15 protein-coding genes and 1 riboswitch are annotated in these 18,657 nt (G+C 68.3%); of the genes, 7 read left to right on the top strand and 8 right to left on the bottom strand.

Annotated elements, in window-relative coordinates:
* Positions 1–188: 188 nt before the first annotated feature.
* Positions 189–1,970, top strand: a complete 1,782-nt coding sequence (locus ASG40_RS09945) for a glucan ABC transporter ATP-binding protein/ permease (protein ID WP_055884408.1) — start codon at positions 189–191, stop codon at positions 1,968–1,970.
* Positions 1,971–2,019: 49 nt separating this feature from the next.
* On the opposite strand, the gene ASG40_RS09940 is transcribed toward ASG40_RS09945, so the two are convergent.
* Entirely contained in the window at positions 2,020–2,823 is an 804-nt protein-coding gene (locus ASG40_RS09940) for a transglutaminase-like domain-containing protein (protein ID WP_055884405.1), read from the bottom strand.
* Positions 2,824–2,951: 128 nt separating this feature from the next.
* Positions 2,952–3,869, bottom strand: a complete 918-nt coding sequence (locus ASG40_RS09935) for a YihY/virulence factor BrkB family protein (RefSeq protein WP_055884402.1) — start codon at positions 3,867–3,869, stop codon at positions 2,952–2,954.
* Positions 3,870–4,024: 155 nt separating this feature from the next.
* Here ASG40_RS09935 and ASG40_RS09930 point away from each other — a divergent pair, with 155 nt between their 5' ends.
* Complete coding sequence (locus ASG40_RS09930; RefSeq protein WP_055884753.1) at positions 4,025–4,903, top strand: DMT family transporter; 879 nt, start codon at positions 4,025–4,027, stop codon at positions 4,901–4,903.
* 121 nt (positions 4,904–5,024) lie between these two features.
* Complete coding sequence (locus ASG40_RS09925; RefSeq protein ID WP_055884400.1) at positions 5,025–6,707, top strand: acyl-CoA dehydrogenase family protein; 1,683 nt, start codon at positions 5,025–5,027, stop codon at positions 6,705–6,707.
* Between the two features lie 125 nt (positions 6,708–6,832).
* Here the strand turns inward: ASG40_RS09925 and ASG40_RS09920 are convergent, their stop codons facing one another.
* On the bottom strand, positions 6,833–8,071 hold the full coding sequence (locus ASG40_RS09920) for a glycosyltransferase family 4 protein (protein ID WP_055884397.1): 1,239 nt from the start codon (positions 8,069–8,071) through the stop codon (positions 6,833–6,835).
* A gap of 257 nt (positions 8,072–8,328) precedes the next feature.
* Here ASG40_RS09920 and ASG40_RS09915 point away from each other — a divergent pair, with 257 nt between their 5' ends.
* Positions 8,329–9,255 (top strand): histone deacetylase family protein, encoded by a 927-nt coding sequence (locus ASG40_RS09915; protein WP_055884393.1) that lies wholly within the window; start codon positions 8,329–8,331, stop codon positions 9,253–9,255.
* Between the two features lie 106 nt (positions 9,256–9,361).
* Complete coding sequence (locus ASG40_RS09910; RefSeq protein WP_055884391.1) at positions 9,362–10,561, top strand: MFS transporter; 1,200 nt, start codon at positions 9,362–9,364, stop codon at positions 10,559–10,561.
* A 341-nt stretch (positions 10,562–10,902) separates the two neighbouring features.
* Here the strand turns inward: ASG40_RS09910 and ASG40_RS21165 are convergent, their stop codons facing one another.
* Positions 10,903–11,874: a WcbI family polysaccharide biosynthesis putative acetyltransferase gene (locus tag ASG40_RS21165; protein WP_156387639.1), complete on the bottom strand. Its 972-nt coding sequence runs from the start codon at positions 11,872–11,874 to the stop codon at positions 10,903–10,905.
* 116 nt (positions 11,875–11,990) lie between these two features.
* On the opposite strand from ASG40_RS21165, the gene ASG40_RS09905 reads away from it, so the two are divergent.
* Positions 11,991–12,314, top strand: coding sequence for a hypothetical protein (locus ASG40_RS09905; protein WP_055884388.1), 324 nt, complete (start codon positions 11,991–11,993; stop codon positions 12,312–12,314).
* A 106-nt stretch (positions 12,315–12,420) separates the two neighbouring features.
* Here ASG40_RS09905 and ASG40_RS09900 read toward each other — a convergent pair whose 3' ends face one another.
* Positions 12,421–13,044: a sigma-70 family RNA polymerase sigma factor gene (locus ASG40_RS09900; RefSeq protein WP_244472405.1), complete on the bottom strand. Its 624-nt coding sequence runs from the start codon at positions 13,042–13,044 to the stop codon at positions 12,421–12,423.
* Positions 13,045–13,376: 332 nt separating this feature from the next.
* Positions 13,377–13,796, bottom strand: coding sequence for a flagellar biosynthesis repressor FlbT (locus tag ASG40_RS09895; RefSeq protein ID WP_055884382.1), 420 nt, complete (start codon positions 13,794–13,796; stop codon positions 13,377–13,379).
* A gap of 239 nt (positions 13,797–14,035) precedes the next feature.
* On the opposite strand from ASG40_RS09895, the gene ASG40_RS09890 reads away from it, so the two are divergent.
* Positions 14,036–15,703, top strand: coding sequence for a flagellin N-terminal helical domain-containing protein (locus ASG40_RS09890; protein ID WP_055884378.1), 1,668 nt, complete (start codon positions 14,036–14,038; stop codon positions 15,701–15,703).
* Between the two features lie 170 nt (positions 15,704–15,873).
* On the opposite strand, the gene ASG40_RS09885 is transcribed toward ASG40_RS09890, so the two are convergent.
* Positions 15,874–16,248 carry a hypothetical protein gene (locus tag ASG40_RS09885; protein WP_082494565.1) on the bottom strand — a complete coding sequence of 125 codons (375 nt, stop codon included), beginning with the start codon at positions 16,246–16,248 and terminating at the stop codon, positions 15,874–15,876.
* Positions 16,249–16,459: 211 nt separating this feature from the next.
* Positions 16,460–18,352 carry a phosphomethylpyrimidine synthase ThiC gene (gene thiC / locus ASG40_RS09880; protein WP_055884372.1) on the bottom strand — a complete coding sequence of 631 codons (1,893 nt, stop codon included), beginning with the start codon at positions 18,350–18,352 and terminating at the stop codon, positions 16,460–16,462.
* Between the two features lie 83 nt (positions 18,353–18,435).
* Positions 18,436–18,540: riboswitch (TPP riboswitch) on the bottom strand.
* Positions 18,541–18,657 lie beyond the last annotated feature (117 nt).

The following is an 18,657-nucleotide window of genomic DNA, read 5'->3' as shown; positions in this document are numbered from 1 at the left end:
TAAAATCGGTGGCGCCGCGCCTGGGAATCGTGTCATTCGCCGTTCAGGGAGAGGCTGCGATAAGCCGATCAGCACCGAGGCTAAGCCGTTCCGCCGACAGCGGACCGCCGATCCGCAGGTGCCGCGTACAGGCACAAGGTCCCGCACGAACGGGGGCCGCCAAAATCGGCTTCGGAGCACACGTCATCATGTCGTTGGTTCGTCTCTACGCCCGGGTCATGGGCCTTTTGGGCGCCGACAAGCGGCTCGCCGTCTTCCTGGCCGCCGCCAACGTGGCGCTGGCCGTGGCCGCCTTCGTCGAGCCGTTGCTCATGGGCCGGATCATCGACAAGCTCACCCATCTGAACAAGGATTCCGACGCTTTTGCGACCCTGCTGCCCCTGGTGGCGGCCTGGGTCGGCTTCGGCCTGTTCACCATCGCGGCCGGTGTCGCCATCGCGCTCCACGCCGACCGGCTGGCCCACCGCAACCGCCTCTCGGCGATGGCCAACTACTTCGAGCACGTCCTCGAACTGCCGCTCGCCTTCCATTCCTCGAACCACTCCGGGCGCGTCCTCAAGGCGATGCTGGAGGGCACGAACGGCATGTCGTGGCTGTGGCTCGGCTTCTTCCGCGACCATTTCGTCGCCATCGTCTCCCTCGGCGTGCTGCTGCCGCTCACCCTGTTCGTCAACTGGCAGCTCGGCGGCATCCTCGTGGTGCTGGTCCTGGTCTTCACCGTGCTGACCACCCTCGTCATCCGCCGCACCGAAACCCTGCAGGGCAAGGTCGAGGCCTACCAGTCGGGCCTGGCCGAACACGCCTCCGATGCGCTGGGCAACGTCGCGGTCATCCAGTCCTTCACCCGCGCCAAGGCCGAGAAGGATGCGATGCACGGCATCATCCGCAACCTGCTCGCCGCGCAGATCCCGGTCCTGTCGTGGTGGGCTCTGGCCAACGTCGCCACCCGCGCCTCCGCCACGCTGACGATGACCGCGATCTTCATCACCGGCATCGTGCTGCACCAGCACGGGATGGCCAGCGTCGGCGAGGTCGTTGCCTTCATGAGCCTGGCCACCATGCTGGTGTCGCGCCTCGACCAGGTCGCCTGCTGCATCAACGGCCTGTTCCAGCAGATGCCCAAGATCGCCGAGTTCTTCGAGATCCTCGACACGGCGCCCGCCGTCCACGACCGGGCCAACGCCCGCCAGGTCGCCCGCTTCGAGGGCGAGGTCTCCTTCGACAACGTCGGCTTCTCCTACACCCCCCGCCGCAAGGCCGTGGAGGAGGTCTCCTTCACCGCCCGCGCCGGCGAGACCGTGGCCCTGGTCGGCACCACCGGCTCGGGCAAGTCGACGACGCTGGGCCTGCTCCATCGCGCCTTCGATCCCGACCACGGCGCCATCCGCATCGACGGCATCGACATCCGCGACATCGGCCTGTCGTCCCTGCGCCACAACATCGGCGTGGTGTTCCAGGAGCCGATGCTGTTCGCCCGATCGATCCGCGAGAACCTGCAGGTCGGCCGCCCCGACGCCACCGACGCCGAGATGCTCGACGCCCTCGACCGGGCGCAGGCCACCGAGTTCATGGACCGCCAGCTCGACGGCCTCGACACGGTGATCGGCGAGCGCGGACGCTCGCTCTCGGGCGGCGAACGCCAGCGCCTGTCGATCGCCCGCGCGCTCTTGAAGAATCCGCCGGTGCTGATCCTCGACGAGGCCACCAGCGCGCTGGACGCCACCACCGAGCGCAAGCTCCAGGGTGCCCTGGAAGCCGTGATGGAGGGCCGCACGACCTTCGTCATCGCCCATCGCCTCGCCACGATCCGCAACGCCGACCGCATCCTCGTCTTCCACGAGGGCCGGATCGTCGAATCGGGGAGCTTCGACGCGCTGGTCGCGCAGAACGGGCGCTTCGCGGACCTCGCCAGGGCGCAGTTCATGGCCGGCGCCCACGAAGCCGACGAGGCCCTGCCGCTGGCGGCCTGATCCGGGTCCCCGACCCCTTCCCCTTTGCGGGGGAGGGGTTTTTCCGCGGTCACACCTCCTCCGCCCACACGCGGAACAGCGTCAGCCGGTTCGGTCCGAAGGTGTGGGTCAGCGGCACGTCGGCCGCGTCGCGTCCCCTGGCGACGAGGATGCGGCCCTGCCGGGGCGCGTTGTTGCGCGGATCGAAGGTGTGCCAGGCCCCGCCGAGATATACCTCGATCCAGGCGGCGAAATCCCCCGGCGGATGCGGCTCGGGCTCGCCGATGAAGCTGAGATAACCGGTGCAGTAGCGCGTCGGGATGTTGAGGGCCCGGCAGAACGCGACGCTGAGATGCGCGTAGTCGCGGCAGACGCCGCGACCCACCGCCAGGGCATCGGTGGCCGTGCGGTCGACGCGGGAATAGTCGTAACCGAAGGCGATGTGGTCGTGGACCCAGTCGCACACCGCCTGCACCCGTGCCCAACCGGCGGGCGTATCCCCGAACAGCCGCCAGGCCTCGTCCGACAGGAGGTCGGATTCGCAGTAGCGGCTTGCCACCAGGAAGGGCAGGGTCTCGGGCGGAAGCTCCTCGACCGCATGCTGGTTCGCCTGCGCCACCACCGGATCGCGGGCGCCGTCCTCCTCCATCAGGGATTCGACGGTCAGGGTCAGGAAGCCGGCCGGGGCCACGAGGCGGGCGCAGCGGTTGCCGAAGGGATCGAGGAAGGCCTGCAATGGTACGTCCGCGTCGGTCCGCAGGTCGTCGGGGACGACGAGGGTGCCGCGGCAATCGGGATGCGAGGTCAGCCGCGCGATCAGCGGGGTCGGATAGGCGAATTCGTAGCCCATCTCGCAGCCGAACCGGATCCGCATGCCGTCACCCCTTGCCAGCCATCCGCGACGGCCCGCCCGTCTCATGCCCGCACCCCGGGCAGGAGGCTAGGACGCGCAGGTCACAGGCGAATGTCGGATGGTGGATCGCGCGTGACCGGAGCGCCTTATCAGGGCGGCGGCGCCTCCCGGGCCTGATCCTCCGGCTGATCCAGCGCCCTGTTCCGTCGTGCCTGCATCCGTGCCTGTAGCCTTCGCCGCCGCGCTGCAATGACGGTGCCATTGATCTCGCCGCCGAACAGGAACATCGCGGCCAGCCAATAGAGGAAGACGAGGAACACCATGGCCGTGGCCAGTCCCCCGTAGGTGGAGGCGTAGGCCGTCGAGAACCGGTCGAGATAGAAGCCGAAGCCGAGGCCGGCGAGGAACCACAGCAGCAGCGTCACCGCCACGCCCGGCAGCACCGCCAGCACCGGCCGGCGCCCGGTGGCGACGAACTTGTGGGCGATGATGAGCACCGCGGCGATCAGGGTGGCGGTGATGCCGATGCGGCCGATGGCGACGGTGAGCCCGAGGGGCTCGAGGCCGGGGACGAACTTGATCAGGGTTCGCCACAGCAGCGGCCCGAGCACCACCAGCAGCGCGAAGGCGAGCATCGCGAAGGCGCCGCACACGACGTAGCCGATCGATTCGAGCCGGGTCAGCCACCACGGCCGCGATTCGCGTAGGCCGTAGGCGCGGTTGAGCCCGACCCTCAGGCTCTCGACGCCGGAGGAGGAAAAGTAGAGCGCCAGCACCGCGCCCACCGTCAGCACGCCGCCGCGCTGCTCGGTGAGCACCCGGTGCATCTCTCCCACGATCGGCTTGGCGACCTCCCTCGGCCAAGCGTCGAAGATCAGCACGCCGGCCTCGTCGGCGAGCGATTTCGTGCCGAACAGGCCGGCGACCGCCGCCAGCAGGATCAGGAACGGGAACAGGGAGGTCAGGCTCGACAGCGCGATGTGACTGGCGATCGCCCAGCCGTCGTGGATCACGAAGCGCTGGGCGGCGATCGCCGCGATGCTGAGGCTGGTGCGCAGGCGGCTCACGGGCAGGCGACGTCTCCTGACGGGATGTCATGGCCCCCTCTAAACGCCAGGGCGGGCGACAGGGCAACGTCCACCGCGGAAAACGAGCGGGCGCATGGGCCGGCGGCGGCCGGCCGGGTTGTGTTCGGGCGCCCGCTATGGTGCCTGCCGGCATCATGTCAAACGCCTCGGCCGCCCGCGCCGCCATCCCCGGGCTCTTCGTCCTGATCTGGGCGACCGGCTTCATCGCCGCCCGCTTCGTGGCTCCCCATGCCGAGCCGCTGACCTTCGTCGCGGTGCGGGTGGTGGCGGTGTCGCTGGTGCTCGCCGGTATCGCCGCCGCCCTCGGCGCGCGCTGGCCCAGAGGCCCGGCCGAATGGCGCGACGCCATGGTCGCGGGGCTTCTGATGCAGGGGCTCTACGTGATCGGGGTGTTCTGGTCGATCAAGAACGGCCTGCCGGCCGGCATCGCCGCTCTCGTCGGCAGCCTGCAGCCGCTGCTGACGGCGATGTTGGCGCGGCCGCTCCTGCGGGAACGGGTGAGTTCCCGCCGTTGGTCCGGCATCGGGCTCGGGTTTTCCGGGGCGATCCTGGTGCTCGCCCCCAAGATCGGCGTCGCCGGCGAGGCCGGCATCCCGGTCCTGCCCCTGGCGGCCTGCCTCGGGGCGATGGTGGCGATGACGCTGGGCACCCTCTGGCAGAAGAGCCATGCGGCCGATGTCGATCTCCTGAGCAACGCCACGGTCCAGTTCGTCGGCGCCTCCCTGCTGGCGGTGCCGGTCGCCCTCCTGTTCGGGGACGGGCGCTTCGACGCCACGCTGCCGCTCTGGGCCGGGCTCGCGTGGTCGGTGCTCGTCAATTCGGTGGCGGGCATCCTGCTGCTGCTGGTGCTGATCCGGCGCGGGGCTGTGGCCGGCGTCGCATCCCTGTTCTTCCTGGTGCCGCCGGTCTCCGCCACCATGGCCTACGGCCTCTACGGCGAGGCCCTGAACGTCGTGCAGATGGCCGGAATGGCGGTGGCCGCGGCCGGTGTGGCCATCGCCAGTCGCGGATGAGCGCGACATCATGAAGTATACCACATCGAATTCCATCGACTGCGGCGAGACGCCTCTACAGAGGCGCCGATCGTGCCTATAATGACAGACAGCATAGGACTTTTGCGAAGGAAAAATCCCCATGTCCGCATCGCCCGCCGTCACGATCGAACCTCAGGACTTCCTGACCCTCGCCCGGGAGGCCGGTGAGGCCGCCAAGGGGCTCGTCTCCGAGGCGACCCGCCGCGTCCGCACCCGGGTCCTGTCCGGCGAGGGCAAGATCTCGGCGGAGATGATGGAAGCCGAGCAGCACGCCACCCACGGCCTCGCCTGGATCGCCGTCTATGCCGAGGGCGTGCGCGAGCTCGCCGCCTACGCCGCCCGCCTCACCGAGACGGGTGAGTTCGGCGAGACCGAATCCCTGCTCGTGAAGATCGGCATCGGCGAATACCTCGACCAGATGTTCTCCGGCATTCCGATGAGCCAGGGCGAAATGGTGCGTCCCACCGGCTCGCTCGGCCTGACCGCCCGTGAGGTCGCCAAGTTCCGCACCGGCGCCGTCGAGTCCCTGATCGCGGAAGGCAACACGGCCGAGAACCGGGCCGCCCTCGTCGCCCGCATCCGCGACAACGGCGGTTCGGCCACCATCGGCAAGTCCGGCCTCGACGAGGACATGGAAGCGATCCGCTCCGAGATGCGCCGCTTCGGGCTGGCCGAGGTCGTGCCCCACGCCCACGAGTGGCACAGCCAGAACGCCTACATCCCCATGGAGATCGTCACCAAGATGGCCGAGCTCGGCGTCTTCGGCCTGACGATTCCCGAGGAGTACGGCGGCATGGGCCTGCCCAAGATCTCCATGTGCGTGGTCTCCGAGGAATTGTCCCGCGCCTACATCGGTGTCGGCTCGCTCGGCACCCGCTCGGAGATCGCCGCCGAGCTGATCCTGTGCGGCGGCACCGAGGAGCAGAAGCACCGCTTCCTCCCGGGCATCGCGTCCGGCGACACGCTCCCCACCGCTGTGTTCACCGAGCCGAACACCGGCTCCGACCTCGCGTCCCTGCGCACCAAGGCCGTCAGGGACGGCGACGTCTGGAAGATCTCGGGCAACAAGACCTGGATCACCCACCCCGTGCGCGCCGACATCATGACCTGTCTGGTGCGCACCAAGCCCGAGGAGAAGGGCCACCGCGGCCTCTCGCTCCTCATCGCCGAGAAGCCGCGCGGCACCGACGAGGAGCCCTTCCCGGTCCAGGGCCTGTCGGGCGGCGAGATCCACGTGCTCGGCTACCGCGGCATGAAGGAATACGAACTCGCCTTCGACAACTTCGAGGTACCGGCGGCCAACCTGCTCGGCGAAGTCGAGGGCAAGGGCTTCGCCCAGCTCATGCAGACCTTCGAATCCGCCCGGATCCAGACCGCGGCCCGTGCCGTCGGCGTGGCGCAGAACGCCCTCGACCTCGGCCTGCGCTATGCCGAGGACCGGGTCCAGTTCGGCAAGGCGCTGATCAACTATCCGCGCGTGGCCGACAAGATCGCGATGATGGCGGTGGAGATCAACATCGCCCGCCAGCTCACCTACTTCTCGGCCCGCGAGAAGGACGAGGGCAAGCGCTGCGATCTCGAGGCCGGGATGGCCAAGCTGCTCGGCGCCCGCGTCGCCTGGGCGGCGGCCGACAACGCACTGCAGATCCACGGCGGCAACGGCTTCGCCCTCGAGTATCAGATCAGCCGGGTGCTGTGCGACGCGCGCATCCTCTCGATCTTCGAGGGTGCCGCCGAGATCCAGGCCCAGGTCATCGCCCGCCGCCTGCTCGAAACCGCCTGAGGCGGGCTTCGGATCGTCGTAGACGGCTCTTCGACGGTCCTTCACCGACCATCCCGTCTCCCCTGGCAGGGGCCCTGGGAGGCGGGCCCGAAACCTCCGGGCCGGCGACACCGGCCGGATCGCCTTCAGACGGCGGCCGGTCGGCGCCCTGCTGCGACGTCCCCGATCAGTTGCAGATGCCGGGGCAGGCAGACCGATGCGAGGTCGTAGCCCAGCGCGGTCCGGCGTGCAGCCGCACGAAGGCCCCGATGTCCCTGTGGATCGGCCAACAGCGCCACTACCGCCTCCGCGATCGCGCCCGGCGAGAAGAAGTCCACCAGCAACCCGTTCTCCCCGTGCCGCACCAGTTCCTCCACCGGCGGCGTCGCCGAGCCGACGACGGCGCAGCCGACCGCCATCGCCTCGATCAGCGACCAGGACAGGACGAAGGGATAGGTCAGGTAGACATGCGCCGCCGAGACCTGGAGCAGGTTCAGGAACACGGCGTACGGGATGCGTCCGACGAAATGCACCCGTGAGAGATCGAGGGCGTCCTTGACCTCGTCGAGATAGGCGTCGCGGTGGCTGCGCCCGTCGGCTCTCGGCCGTCCGTAGCTGGTGCCGTTGCCGCCCACGATGATGACGCGGGCCTTGGGCCGCCGCCGCAGGATCTCCGGCAGCGCCCGCATGAAGATGTGATAGCCGCGGTAGGGCTCGAGGTTGCGGCTGACGAAGGTGACGACCTCGTCGCCCGGCGAAAGCGTCGGGCCCTCGGTGTTCAGCCGGATCGTCGCCGAGGGGTTCGGCGCCGCAACGCCGGTGTCGATCCCGTCGTGGATCACGCTGACCTTTTCGCGGTAGGCGGGCGGCACCTGGCCGGCCTGCCACCGCGTCGGCGAGACCAGCCAGTCGGACTGGTCGTAGGCCAGGAGATGGGGCGCGTTCTTGACGGTCACCTCGAAGCGGGACGCATCGCCGTCCATGGGGAACTCGGGATCGAACCCGACGTCGGCACCCGCGAGCCGGTAGTGGAACTCGGCGAACCCGAGCATCCTGGCCGCGGGCCAGACATCCTTCAGGAACAGCGTCTCGCCCCAGCCGGGATGACCGCAGATGACGTCGGGCGAAAATCCCCGCGCCTTGAGCGCCAGCCCGGCGCGGGCCGCGGCCTCGCCGCGCAGGACCTTGGTCTCGAAGTTCCGGGCGAGGGGATGGATCCCCTCCGTGGGATGCGCCTTGATCCCGTAGCGCAAGGCGTTCACGCCGGGCAGCGCCGGCGCCTCGTTCATGCCGAGCGCCACCACCTCGTGGCCCTGGGCCGCCAGGGCGGGTGCCACGTGACGGTACTGGCCCGGAAAGTTCTGGTGGACGAAGAGGGCGCGCATGGGCAGGCGGGTTCCGGTTGCCGGCGTCGTGTCGAAGCATGAGCCGGCTCGGCCTTTCCGGCAGAGTCGGCGGCCCGGACAGGAAGCGGTTCGCGCCGGGCTCTCCCGCACGCCGTGAAATCATGCCTCAAGCGACGGCGGCGGGACAGTTCCCGTCGGCGGCGAGAAATCCTGGGCGATGCGGTTGCGCCGGTCCGGTCTGGCGCCCCGCGATCGGTCTGGCATATGGTATTCCAAGAGATCGAGAGGATGTTCGGATGACGGTGCTGTTCCACCACGCGGCCGCCTTGGCCCATCGTACGCCGCACGGCCACCCCGAACGGCCCGAGCGCATGCAGGCGGTGCAGGACGCGCTCGCCGGCCCGGACTACGCCGGCCTCGACCGGCGCTCGCCGGAACCGGCCACCCTCGAGACGGTGATGCTGGCCCATCCCGAGGCCTGGGTGCGGGATCTCGTCCGCTCGGCACCGGCGGACGGGCTCGTCCACCTCGACGGGGATACCGTGCTCTCGCCCGGCACCATCGACTGTGTGCTGCGCGGCGTCGGCGCGGCGGTGACCGGCGTCGACCTCGTGATGACCGGGGCCGCCAGGAACGCCTTCAGCGCCATGCGGCCGCCGGGCCACCACGCCGAGCGCACCAAGGCGATGGGGTTCTGCATCTTCAACAACGCGGCCATCGCCGCCCGCCATGCCCAGAAGGTCCACGGGGCCGAGCGGGTCGCCATCGTCGATTGGGACGTGCACCACGGCAACGGCACCCAGGACATCTTCTGGGCGGACTCCTCGGTGCTGTTCGGCTCGACCCACCAGATGCCGCTCTACCCGGGCAGCGGCGCGGTCTCCGAGACCGGCGAGCACGACACGATCGTGAACGCGCCGCTGCGGCCCTTTGCGGACGGGGACGCCTTCAAGGAGGCCTTCGAGAGCCGCATCCTGTCGCGCCTGAAGGCGTTCCAGCCCGACCTGATCGTGATCTCGGCGGGGTTCGACGCCCATTGGCGCGATCCCCTGGCGAACCTGATGCTGGAGGCCGAGGATTTCGCCTGGGCGACGCAGAGGGTGATGGAGATCGCCGACACCGCCTGCCAGGGCCGGATCGTCTCGGTGCTCGAAGGCGGCTACGACCTCAAGGGGCTCGGCGATTCCGTCGCCGCGCATGTGGCGGTGCTGATGAAGGGATGAGGGAGCGCCGCGCGCCGGTCATGCGACCCGCCGCCTCGACAGGGCGGCGCCTTTCACGGCATCCCCGGTCGCGCCATCCCGCCCCTCGATCACGACCGCCGTCCGCATGACCGCCGCCCCGCCAGCGACCTCCTCCGCCACCCGCCTGATCGTGATCCTGTCGGTGGCGGGCTTTGCCAGCACCTTCGCGGGTCGCTCCATCGAGCCGCTGGTGGGAGTGCTGGCGCGCGATCTCGCCAGCGATCCCCATACCGTGGCGCTGCTCTCCACCGCCTTCGCGCTGCCCTATGCCCTGATCCAGCCGGTGCTCGGGCCGCTCGGCGACGGCCTGGGCAAGGAGCGCATCGTCGCAATCTGCCTCGGCGTCCTGGCACTGGCGCTGGGCGGCTGCGCGCTGGCTCCGGACATCGCGAGCCTGTTCTGGCTGCGCATCCTCGCCGGGGCCGCGGCCGGTGGAGTGGTGCCCCTCGCCCTGGCGCTGATGGGCGACCGCATCGCCCTCGCGCACCGCCAGGTCGCCATCGGCCGCTTCCTGGTGGCGGTGATCCTCGGACAGCTCTCGGGCTCGACCTTCGCCGGCCTGATCGAGGCGACGGTCGGCTGGCGCGGCGTCATGGCCATCACGGCCGCGGTCGCGGTGGCCGCCGCGGCGGCGGCTCTGTTCGGGTTCGACCGGACCGCCGCCGCCCCGCCCCGGCGCGTCGGCGTTCGCGAGGCGGTGGCGCGCTACCGGACCATCGTCGCCATTCCCCGGGCGCGGGTGCTGTTCGCTGCCGTCTTCGTCGAGGCGATCGCGGTGTTCGGCATCTTCCCGCACCTGGCGCCGCTGCTGGATGCGCGCGGGGAGGGGGGGCCGCGCGAGGCCGGGCTGGCGCTGGCGGGCTTCGCCGCCGGCGGCCTGATCTATTCCGCCTGCGTCGGGCTGTTCGTGCGCCACCTCGGCCTGTCGCGGATGCTCATGGCGGGTGGGACCATCTGCGCCGGGGCGCTCCTCGTCATCGGGATGGCCTCGCGCTGGCAGGTGGATGCCGCCGCCCTCGTGGCGTTGGGCCTCGGCTTCTACCTGCTGCACAACAGCTTCCAGGTGCAGGTGACGGAGGTGGCGCCGACGGCGCGCGCCTCGGCCGTGGCGCTCCACGCCTTCTCGTTCTTCTGCGGCCAGGCGCTGGGCGTGGCGATCCTGGGCGGCGCGCTCCAGGTTCTCGGGCAGTTCGCCTCGCTCGGCCTCTGCGCCCTCGTCACCCTCTGCCTCGGCCTCGTCACAGCCCGGCTCCTGGGGCGACCCACGCCGATGAAGATGCCGTGAACCTAGCCTACCACTTCCGGTTAATCGCGTCGTGATGCGGACGTGGGTTCGCTCTGGCGCCGCCCCGCCAGACCCTCGCGACCCTGGCGGCGGAGACCTGAACGACACGACCGTCGACGGCACGCCCGACCTCCCGTGGGTCGGCGGCCGCTGAGTCGGCGCCGCGCGCCGGCACCCTCACGGGCGCGCGGATCGAGGGCGTCCATCCCCCGGATGTGGCAGACGACGAGCGTATGACGGACGGCTACCGGCGGCATCCTCCTAATGAGGATCGATGCTCTCGCCGAACGGGATGTCGGACGGCCGGAACACCGGAACCGAAGGCGGCGCCAGGGCTCAGATTACCGGGGCCACTGCGCCGCGTTGCCGAATTTGGCCAGCGAGTCCTTGACGATGGGCAAGTGGATAGACTCATCCTTCATGACCGGCAGGTTGATGAACTTGTCCTTCGGAACCCGGGAAAAGGCCTCGTACTCCAGCTGCACGAACTCCTCCAATCCGTAGACGCGACCCGGCCTATCCCCAACAGACGTCGATTTGAAGAAGTACGATCCCTCGAATGACAGGTTGTTGTGTCGGGCTATCTCAGGATAGACGGGATAAATTGTCGAACTTGCTAGAAAATTCGGGACCGTGTTGACGTCCATTTGCCAACCGCTTCTGCGAGCCAATCCCATATTTTCCAGATAATGGGCAATCTTATCGATAAAGGGCACAAATATACGAGACGATGGATGGTTATGAGAAAAAAAGCATACACCACCGCTGATGAGCCCTCGCATTTCCTGCTCGAACCCTATGTCGACAAACTGCTCCCTGCGCCGAAGTTCCAGGAACGAATTTTCGCACTCGTCGAAGTAGCCGAGGACGTCGTATGCGCCGCGCTGGTAAAGACCAATCGCTTCGTTCGCCGGCAATCCGGACGCAAAGGCCAGAGTAGCGATTAGGCTATGATAATCGCCGAGCGGCCCCTGTATTCTTGCGCCCATATGGCCAATATAGGACACGTCAGGGTGAAGGCCCGTGAAAACAAGATTCGTGATAAAAACGACCGGGATTGGGTAGAAAGATTCGACGATCCGAGCCGCCGAAAATTCCTCGAACTTATCAGATAGGGGAATTGTGATAACAAACGCATAATCACGCTTATTTGCAATAAAATTTGCCTGTATCTCGCTAATATCGGCCGGTCGCGTCGTATGTACACCATACGAATCGACAACGATTTGATCCAGCGCCCAGGTTAATCCATGCTTTAAAGGCTGTACTTGGCAATTACCGATTACCAGGCACCTTCTGGTCGCATTGGACATCTTTGCGACTATGCCCCTTCGACCGAGATGCGATCTGCTTCGCGGCACCCTGTAGGCATAGGGTCTATGAATTTGCCCCGGTCAAGGCAAGCCGCGCGCCCGCGCTGCCAGTCCGGATGAGGTGCTTTTGGACCGTCGACACCACGGCGATCGAGGCCGCCGCCGACAAGGGCTTCGCGCTCAAGGTCGGCGGCGTGGCCCTGCCGATCGCCAGCGTGACCGTCACCGCCAACCTGGTGCGGGTCGTCCCCGTCACGATGCCGGCCGCCGGCACGCCGGTCGAGGTCTCCTACGCCTTCTACGGCCGGCCCGACGTTCCGCCCGGAACCCACGCGGGAGCCTGGGGCAACGTCAAGCGGGTCGGTCCACCCTCCCTCTACGTCCAGGGCGAGACCGTCGACACTTGGCTGTGCGCCCACAAGGCGGTGACCTCCGCGTGAGGATTGTGCGGGTGTCCGCAGTCGCCAGCGGACTGCCCGGTCGGACCGGCATCAGACCCCGTGGACGCAATCGCCGGACGTCCGTCGACGACAGCGGCTTTCCCGATCAGACCGAGCGCAAGCTCGCCTGTCCGCCGTGGTCGGTGTCGTGCCGGATCGCGGAGCGCACGAGGCCGTCCGGGCCGATCTCGTCGGCGGTGTAGCCGAGAACGTCGGCGAGGCGCTCGCGGGCGCGCCAGAGCCGGCTCTTCACCGTGCCGATCTTGCAGCCCATCGCCTTGGCCGTTTCCTCGTAGCTCAGGTTCTCGATGGCCACGAGGGTCAGGGTCCGCGCCATGTCGGGCGGCAGGGTGGCGATCGCCGTGGTCATGTCCTGCAGGTCGAGGCGTCCGCCCTGGGAGGGGAGGGTGACCAGACGCGCGGCATAGGCGCCGTCGCCGTCCTCGACCTCGTTGGCGCGCTTGCGCTGCCCCGAATAGAAGGTGTTGCGCATGATGACGCTGAGCCAGGCCGGCAGGTTGGTGCCGCTCACGAACTGGGCGCGGTACTTCCAGGCCCGCAGCAGCGTGTCCTGCACCAGATCCTCGGCGCGGCCGGGATTCTTGGTGAGCGACAGGGCGAAGCGGTGCAGGAGCTTCATGTTCTCCTGCAGGCCCTGGCGGATCTCCTGCGCGAGGCGCTCGTCGGAGCCCCGCGCCAGGGCGGTCTCCAGTTCGGCGAGAAGGGCCACCACCCGCTCGGAGGGGGTCCAGGCGGCATCGCAATAGACGTCCCGCAGGGACGCGCCGAGATGGAGCCGGATGGAGGCGGGCAGGCCGGGGCGGAGTTTGCGTGACGGTTCGATGGGAGACGCTCCCGACGCTGGCCAGGGGCGATCGGGCGACGCGCCGACCCAAGACGGCCCGTCCCTTCACACGTCCCCGTGACTGGGACAGGTCTGGGCAAAACGCCGGCCGCGCGCATCAACACACGTTATGGCGAGCGGGCTTCTGCGGACCGCGCAGGCGATTCGCGGGTACACCCATCGCCCGTTACCCGGCGAGGAACGCACCTCGATCCCGGTCAGGCCTCGTCGGCCGGCGAATCGGGCTGCGCCTTGGACAGCCGCTCGGCGAGGCTGGCCTCGTAGGCCACGAGGTCCTTGCCGCGCTTGAGCGCCCGGTAGAAATCGCCCGCCTCGATCTGCGCATGGATGTCGCGGATGAAGGGCGCCATGCTCGGCACCATCGCCATCACCTCGCTCGCCTGCGCGACGAACAGGTTCTCCGGTCCGCTCGGATCGTCGGCGAGGTAGAGGACCGTCAGCGTGAGGTAGAGGCGCTTGCAGGCGGTATCGGCCTCGCGCTCGGTGATGATGTCGCTCTCGCGCAGGAACTTCGTGACCGTCTCGATGACGAAGCTCGAGCGCCGCGAGCCGTTGCGGATCGCCGCGCCGCCGATCAACAGCCGCTCGAACGGCTTGAGTTCGATCTTGAGGGGCATGGTCCGGATCTCCGCTGGAGCCGGACCATCGTGGCTTATGGTTAACGAACGATAAAGATCGCTCTCGTGCGTCCGGCGCAAGTGCCTGAACAGTAAGAGATCCATTGCGACCGGGCGTAATTCGCAGCCGCTTGCAATCTCTTGTTGACCTCGCCGCTTAAGCCCTTCGCAACTCCGGCGTGGTTTGTTGGCCTGGCTCCCAAAACAGGGGGCTCACCGATCAGAATGGATCACACACCATGTCTTCAGGCGTCACCCTCACCGCTGCCACCCGCCAGAACCTGCTCTCGCTGCAGGGCACCGCGGACCTCCTGTCCAGCACCCAGAACCGCCTCTCCACGGGCAAGAAGGTGAACTCGGCGCTCGACGATCCGACGAGCTTCTTCACCTCGCAGTCCCTCTCGGGCCGCTCGGGCGACCTCGGCGCGCTCATCAACGGCATCTCCAACGGCGTCCAGACCATCCAGGCCGCCAACCAGGGCATCACCTCGATCCAGAAGCTGGTCGATTCGGCCAAGTCCACCGCCAACCAGGCGCTGGCCGACAAGAGCGCGACCACCAGCGGCACCCCCGCCACCGCAGCCGTGCTGACCGCCGGCGTCGGCTACCAGGGCAGCAGCACCGCGGCAACCGACGGCACCCAGAATTTTTCGGGCTCCAACAGCCTGGTCTTCACCGTCGCCGGCGGCAGCACCGCCAGTGCCGCCACTCCCTCGACGATTACCCTGAACGCCACCACCCTCGCCGGCCTGACCAGCGACCTCTCGAAAGTCAGCGCCGACACCATCGTGACGGCGATCAACAACCAGCTCGCCAACGACGCCGTGCCGTCGGGTGTCACCGCCTCGAAGTCCACGGACGGGCGGATCGTGTTCACGGCAACCGACACCGGTGCGGATTCCGCCGTGAGCCTTACCGGCGTCTCGGGTGACCGCGACATCGGTTTTGGCACCGGTGCCGCCGCCACGACGCAGACGGCGAGCGGATCTGATGCTGCGAACGGTGCGAAGGCCGCCGTGGTATCCGGCGAGACGATCGCTGCCACGATCGATCTGTCCGGCGCCACCTCTCCGACCTTCGAGATCCAGCTCGGTTCCGGCGCCAAGAAGACCATCACCGTCGCCGACGGTGCGGCCCCCGCTGCCACGACTCAGGCTGAAATCGCGGCATCGATCAACGCCCAGCTCAACGCCGATACCGGTTTTGCCGGGAAGGTCTCGGCATCCTTCGTCGACAACCGGCTTACCTTCACGACGGTCGGGACTGGTTCCTCGGAGAAAGTCAGCGTCGGAAACGCAGCCGGTGTCGACCTCGGCTTCGGCACGGCCGGTTTGACCGCGGCGGCGAAAGTCGGCTCGGGTGAAGGCTCGGCCAGCGGTGCCAACGCGACCCGGACCTCGCTGGCCAAGCAGTTCAACACCCTGCTCGACCAGATCACGCAGCAGGCCAAGGACTCGAGCTACAACGGCATCAACCTGCTCTACCGCAGCGGCTCCGACGCGTCCGAGAACTCCCTCAAGGTCACCTTCAACGAGACAGGCTCGTCGAGCCTCAACATCGAAGGCGCCAAGCTCGACTCCGAGGGCCTCGGCCTGACCGCGGCCACCGGCGGCTTCCAGTCGGATGCCGAGATCAACGACGCGCTGAAGGCCATCACGCTCGCCACCAGCCAGCTGCGCGCCCAGTCCTCGACCTTCGGCTCCAACCTCTCGGTGGTGCAGAACCGTCAGGACTTCTCGAAGAACCTGATCAACATCCTCGATACCGGCTCGGCCAACCTGACGAACGCGGACCTCAACGAGGAAGCCGCCAACTCCCAGGCCCTGTCGACCCGCCAGTCGATCGGCATCTCGGCCCTCTCGCTCGCCAACACCGCGCAGCAGGGCATCCTCCAGCTCCTCCGCTAAGGGAGCCAACCTGGGCGACCGCTCCCTCGGGGGCGGCCGCCCTTCGGCAGCGAACAGGTCGTCGCGGCGCAGGCCACGGCGGCCCTTTCGTCGTCCGCAACCTGCGAGACACGACATGGCGAAACGGCCGGGGCGCGAAGCCCCGGCCGTTTCGCGTCGAGGGGTCGGTGTCAGGCGGTCCGGTCGAGGGGTCGCTCGCCGACTTCGCTGCGGGCGGCCGCCACGGCGGCGTAGGCCCTGGCCTTCAGCACCACCGGGTCCGGCAGCTGCACCACCACATCGCCGGAGCCAGGGTCCACCAGCTGGTAGACGAGGGTCTTGGTGTCCTGGTCGACGGTGACCCGCCGTTCGGTGCGTTCGGCCTCGACCTCCACCGGCCGGTTCTCCGCAACCGGTGAGGCGGGGTTCGAAATCGGCCGGATGTCCAGCCGCACGGCGGGCTGGAGCGGCGCGGCTGCCGGCGCATCCGCCGCCTTGACGGGCACAACCGGTGCCGGCGCCGCCGTTCTGATCGGCGTCGTCGCCGTCACCTCGGAAATATTCATCGCCCGCCCTCCTGAGCCGGTCGCGGCATGCAACCAGAAACGACGGGGCTCCTGAATCGAACCTTAAGATGCGCGCCGCACGAACAGATGAGCGGGGGCATCCTGAAGAAACCGACACAAGAAGGCGTCGATTTTTAATGATTCGGAACGGGCATCATGCCTCGGTGATCGGTTCGAGGATGCGCGAACACCCTCGAACCGACCGCGACGACTACTCCGCCGCGTCGACGTAGAGCTTGCCGCCCTCTTCGCGGAATTCGGCCGATTTGGCCGCCATGCCGGCCTCGCGCTCCGCCTCGCTCAAGGAGGCTGCCTCTCCCAGCACCTGCCCCGCCGCCTCCATCGCCAGCACCTCGGCGCGCAGGTCCTGCGTGATCTTCATCGAGCAGAATTTCGGCCCGCACATCGAGCAGAAATGCGCGACCTTGTGGGCGTCCTTGGGCAGGGTCTCGTCGTGGTAGGCGCGCGCCGTGTCCGGGTCGAGGGAGAGGTTGAACTGGTCCTCCCAGCGGAAGTCGAACCGGGCACGGCTGAGGGCGTCGTCGCGCAGCTGCGCCGCCGGGTGGCCCTTGGCGAGGTCGGCGGCATGGGCCGCGATCTTGTAGGTGATGACGCCGGTCTTCACGTCGTCGCGGTTGGGCAGCCCGAGATGCTCCTTCGGGGTGACGTAGCAGAGCATGGCGCAGCCGAACCAGCCGATCATGGCGGCACCGATGCCCGAGGTGATGTGGTCGTAGCCCGGCGCGATGTCGGTGGTCAGGGGCCCGAGGGTGTAGAACGGCGCCTCGCCGCACTCGGTGAGCTGCTTTTCCATGTTCACCTTGATCTTGTGCATCGGCACGTGGCCGGGGCCCTCGATCATGGTCTGGCAGCCCTTGTCCCAGGCGATCTTGGTGAGTTCGCCGAGCGTCTCCAGTTCGGCGAACTGGGCCGCGTCGTTGGCATCGGCGATAGAGCCGGGGCGCAGACCGTCGCCGAGCGAGAACGAGACGTCGTAGGCCCTCATGATGTCGCAGATCTCGTCGAAGCGCTCGTAGAGGAACGATTCGCGGTGCCCGGCCAGGCACCAACGCGCCATGATCGAGCCGCCGCGGCTGACGATGCCGGTGACGCGGCGCGCGGTGAGCGGCACGTGGGCCAGGCGCACGCCGGCATGGATGGTGAAATAGTCGATGCCCTGCTCGGCCTGCTCGATGAGGGTGTCCTTGAAGACTTCCCAGTCGAGCTTGAGCGGGTCGCCGCCGACCTTCTCGAGGGCCTGGTAGATCGGCACCGTACCGATGGGCACGGGCGAGTTGCGCACGATCCAGGAGCGGATGTTGTGGATGTTGCGGCCCGTCGACAGATCCATCACCGTGTCGGCGCCCCAGCGGGTCGCCCAGACCAGCTTCTCGACCTCTTCCGCCGCCGACGAGGTCACGGCCGAGTTGCCGATGTTGGCGTTGATCTTGACGAGGAAGTTCCGGCCGATCGCCATCGGCTCCACCTCGGGGTGGTTGATGTTGGCCGGGATGATGGCCCGGCCCCGTGCCACCTCTTCGCGCACGAACTCGGGGGTGATGAAGGCGGGCAACGCGGCGCCGAAGCTGTTGCCGTCGCTGAGCGCGGCCTGCGCGCCCTCCAGCATGGTCTCGCGGGCGAGGTTTTCGCGGTGGGCGACGTAGATCATCTCCTCGGTGACGATCCCGGCGCGGGCGAACTCGTATTGCGTCACCATCTGGCCGGGCGCCGCCTTGCGGATCTCGCGGGTCGCCGGGCAGGGGGCGACCAGCTTGTCCTCGGGCACGAAGCCGTTGTCCTCTGGCTTGACGGCACGCGGTGTCACCGTGGCGTAGCCGCGCTTGGCGATCCACGGCTCGCGCACCCCGGGCAGACCCTGGTTCAGGTCGATCCGCGCATCCGTCTCGGTATAGGGGCCCGATGGATCGTAGACCCGGACGGGGGCCTCCTTGGGATCGCTGAGCCCGATCTCGCGGAACGGCACCCGGATCTCGGGGTGGCCCGCGACCGCTGCGTAGACCTTGCGCGAACCGACGATCGGTCCGGTGGTCACCGCCTGTGGCTGGCGCTGGGGAAGATCCTTGGGAAGAACGGGTGCATTCATGGGGGCGGCTCCTGGCGCTGGAGGCGACCCGCATTCGTCGACGACATCAGGCGGCGCGGCGACAGGGTCCATAGAAGCCCGATGCGCCGTCTCGTTCCCGTCCCTCCGCCGGTACGAACCGGATCAGGTTCAAGGGTCAGGGCGAGAAGCCCAATCTCAGCCCGGCACGGGCTCCCCTCGGAACGACCCAAGGGTCGGGCTTGCGCGGTCGTTTGTCAAATCCCCCGACCCGGCCATCCTCACGGGTCGGCTGACCGAACCGCCGGTTCGGCGTCGCGGGCTCAGGTCCCGGGTCGCCACGGCCC

The sequence above is a fragment of the Methylobacterium sp. Leaf399 genome (assembly GCF_001424525.1).
In the GTDB taxonomy this organism is placed as follows: domain Bacteria; phylum Pseudomonadota; class Alphaproteobacteria; order Rhizobiales; family Beijerinckiaceae; genus Methylobacterium.
The sequence above is the reverse complement of the archived record's forward strand: the minus strand, read 5'-3'. Positions and strand labels throughout refer to the sequence as shown.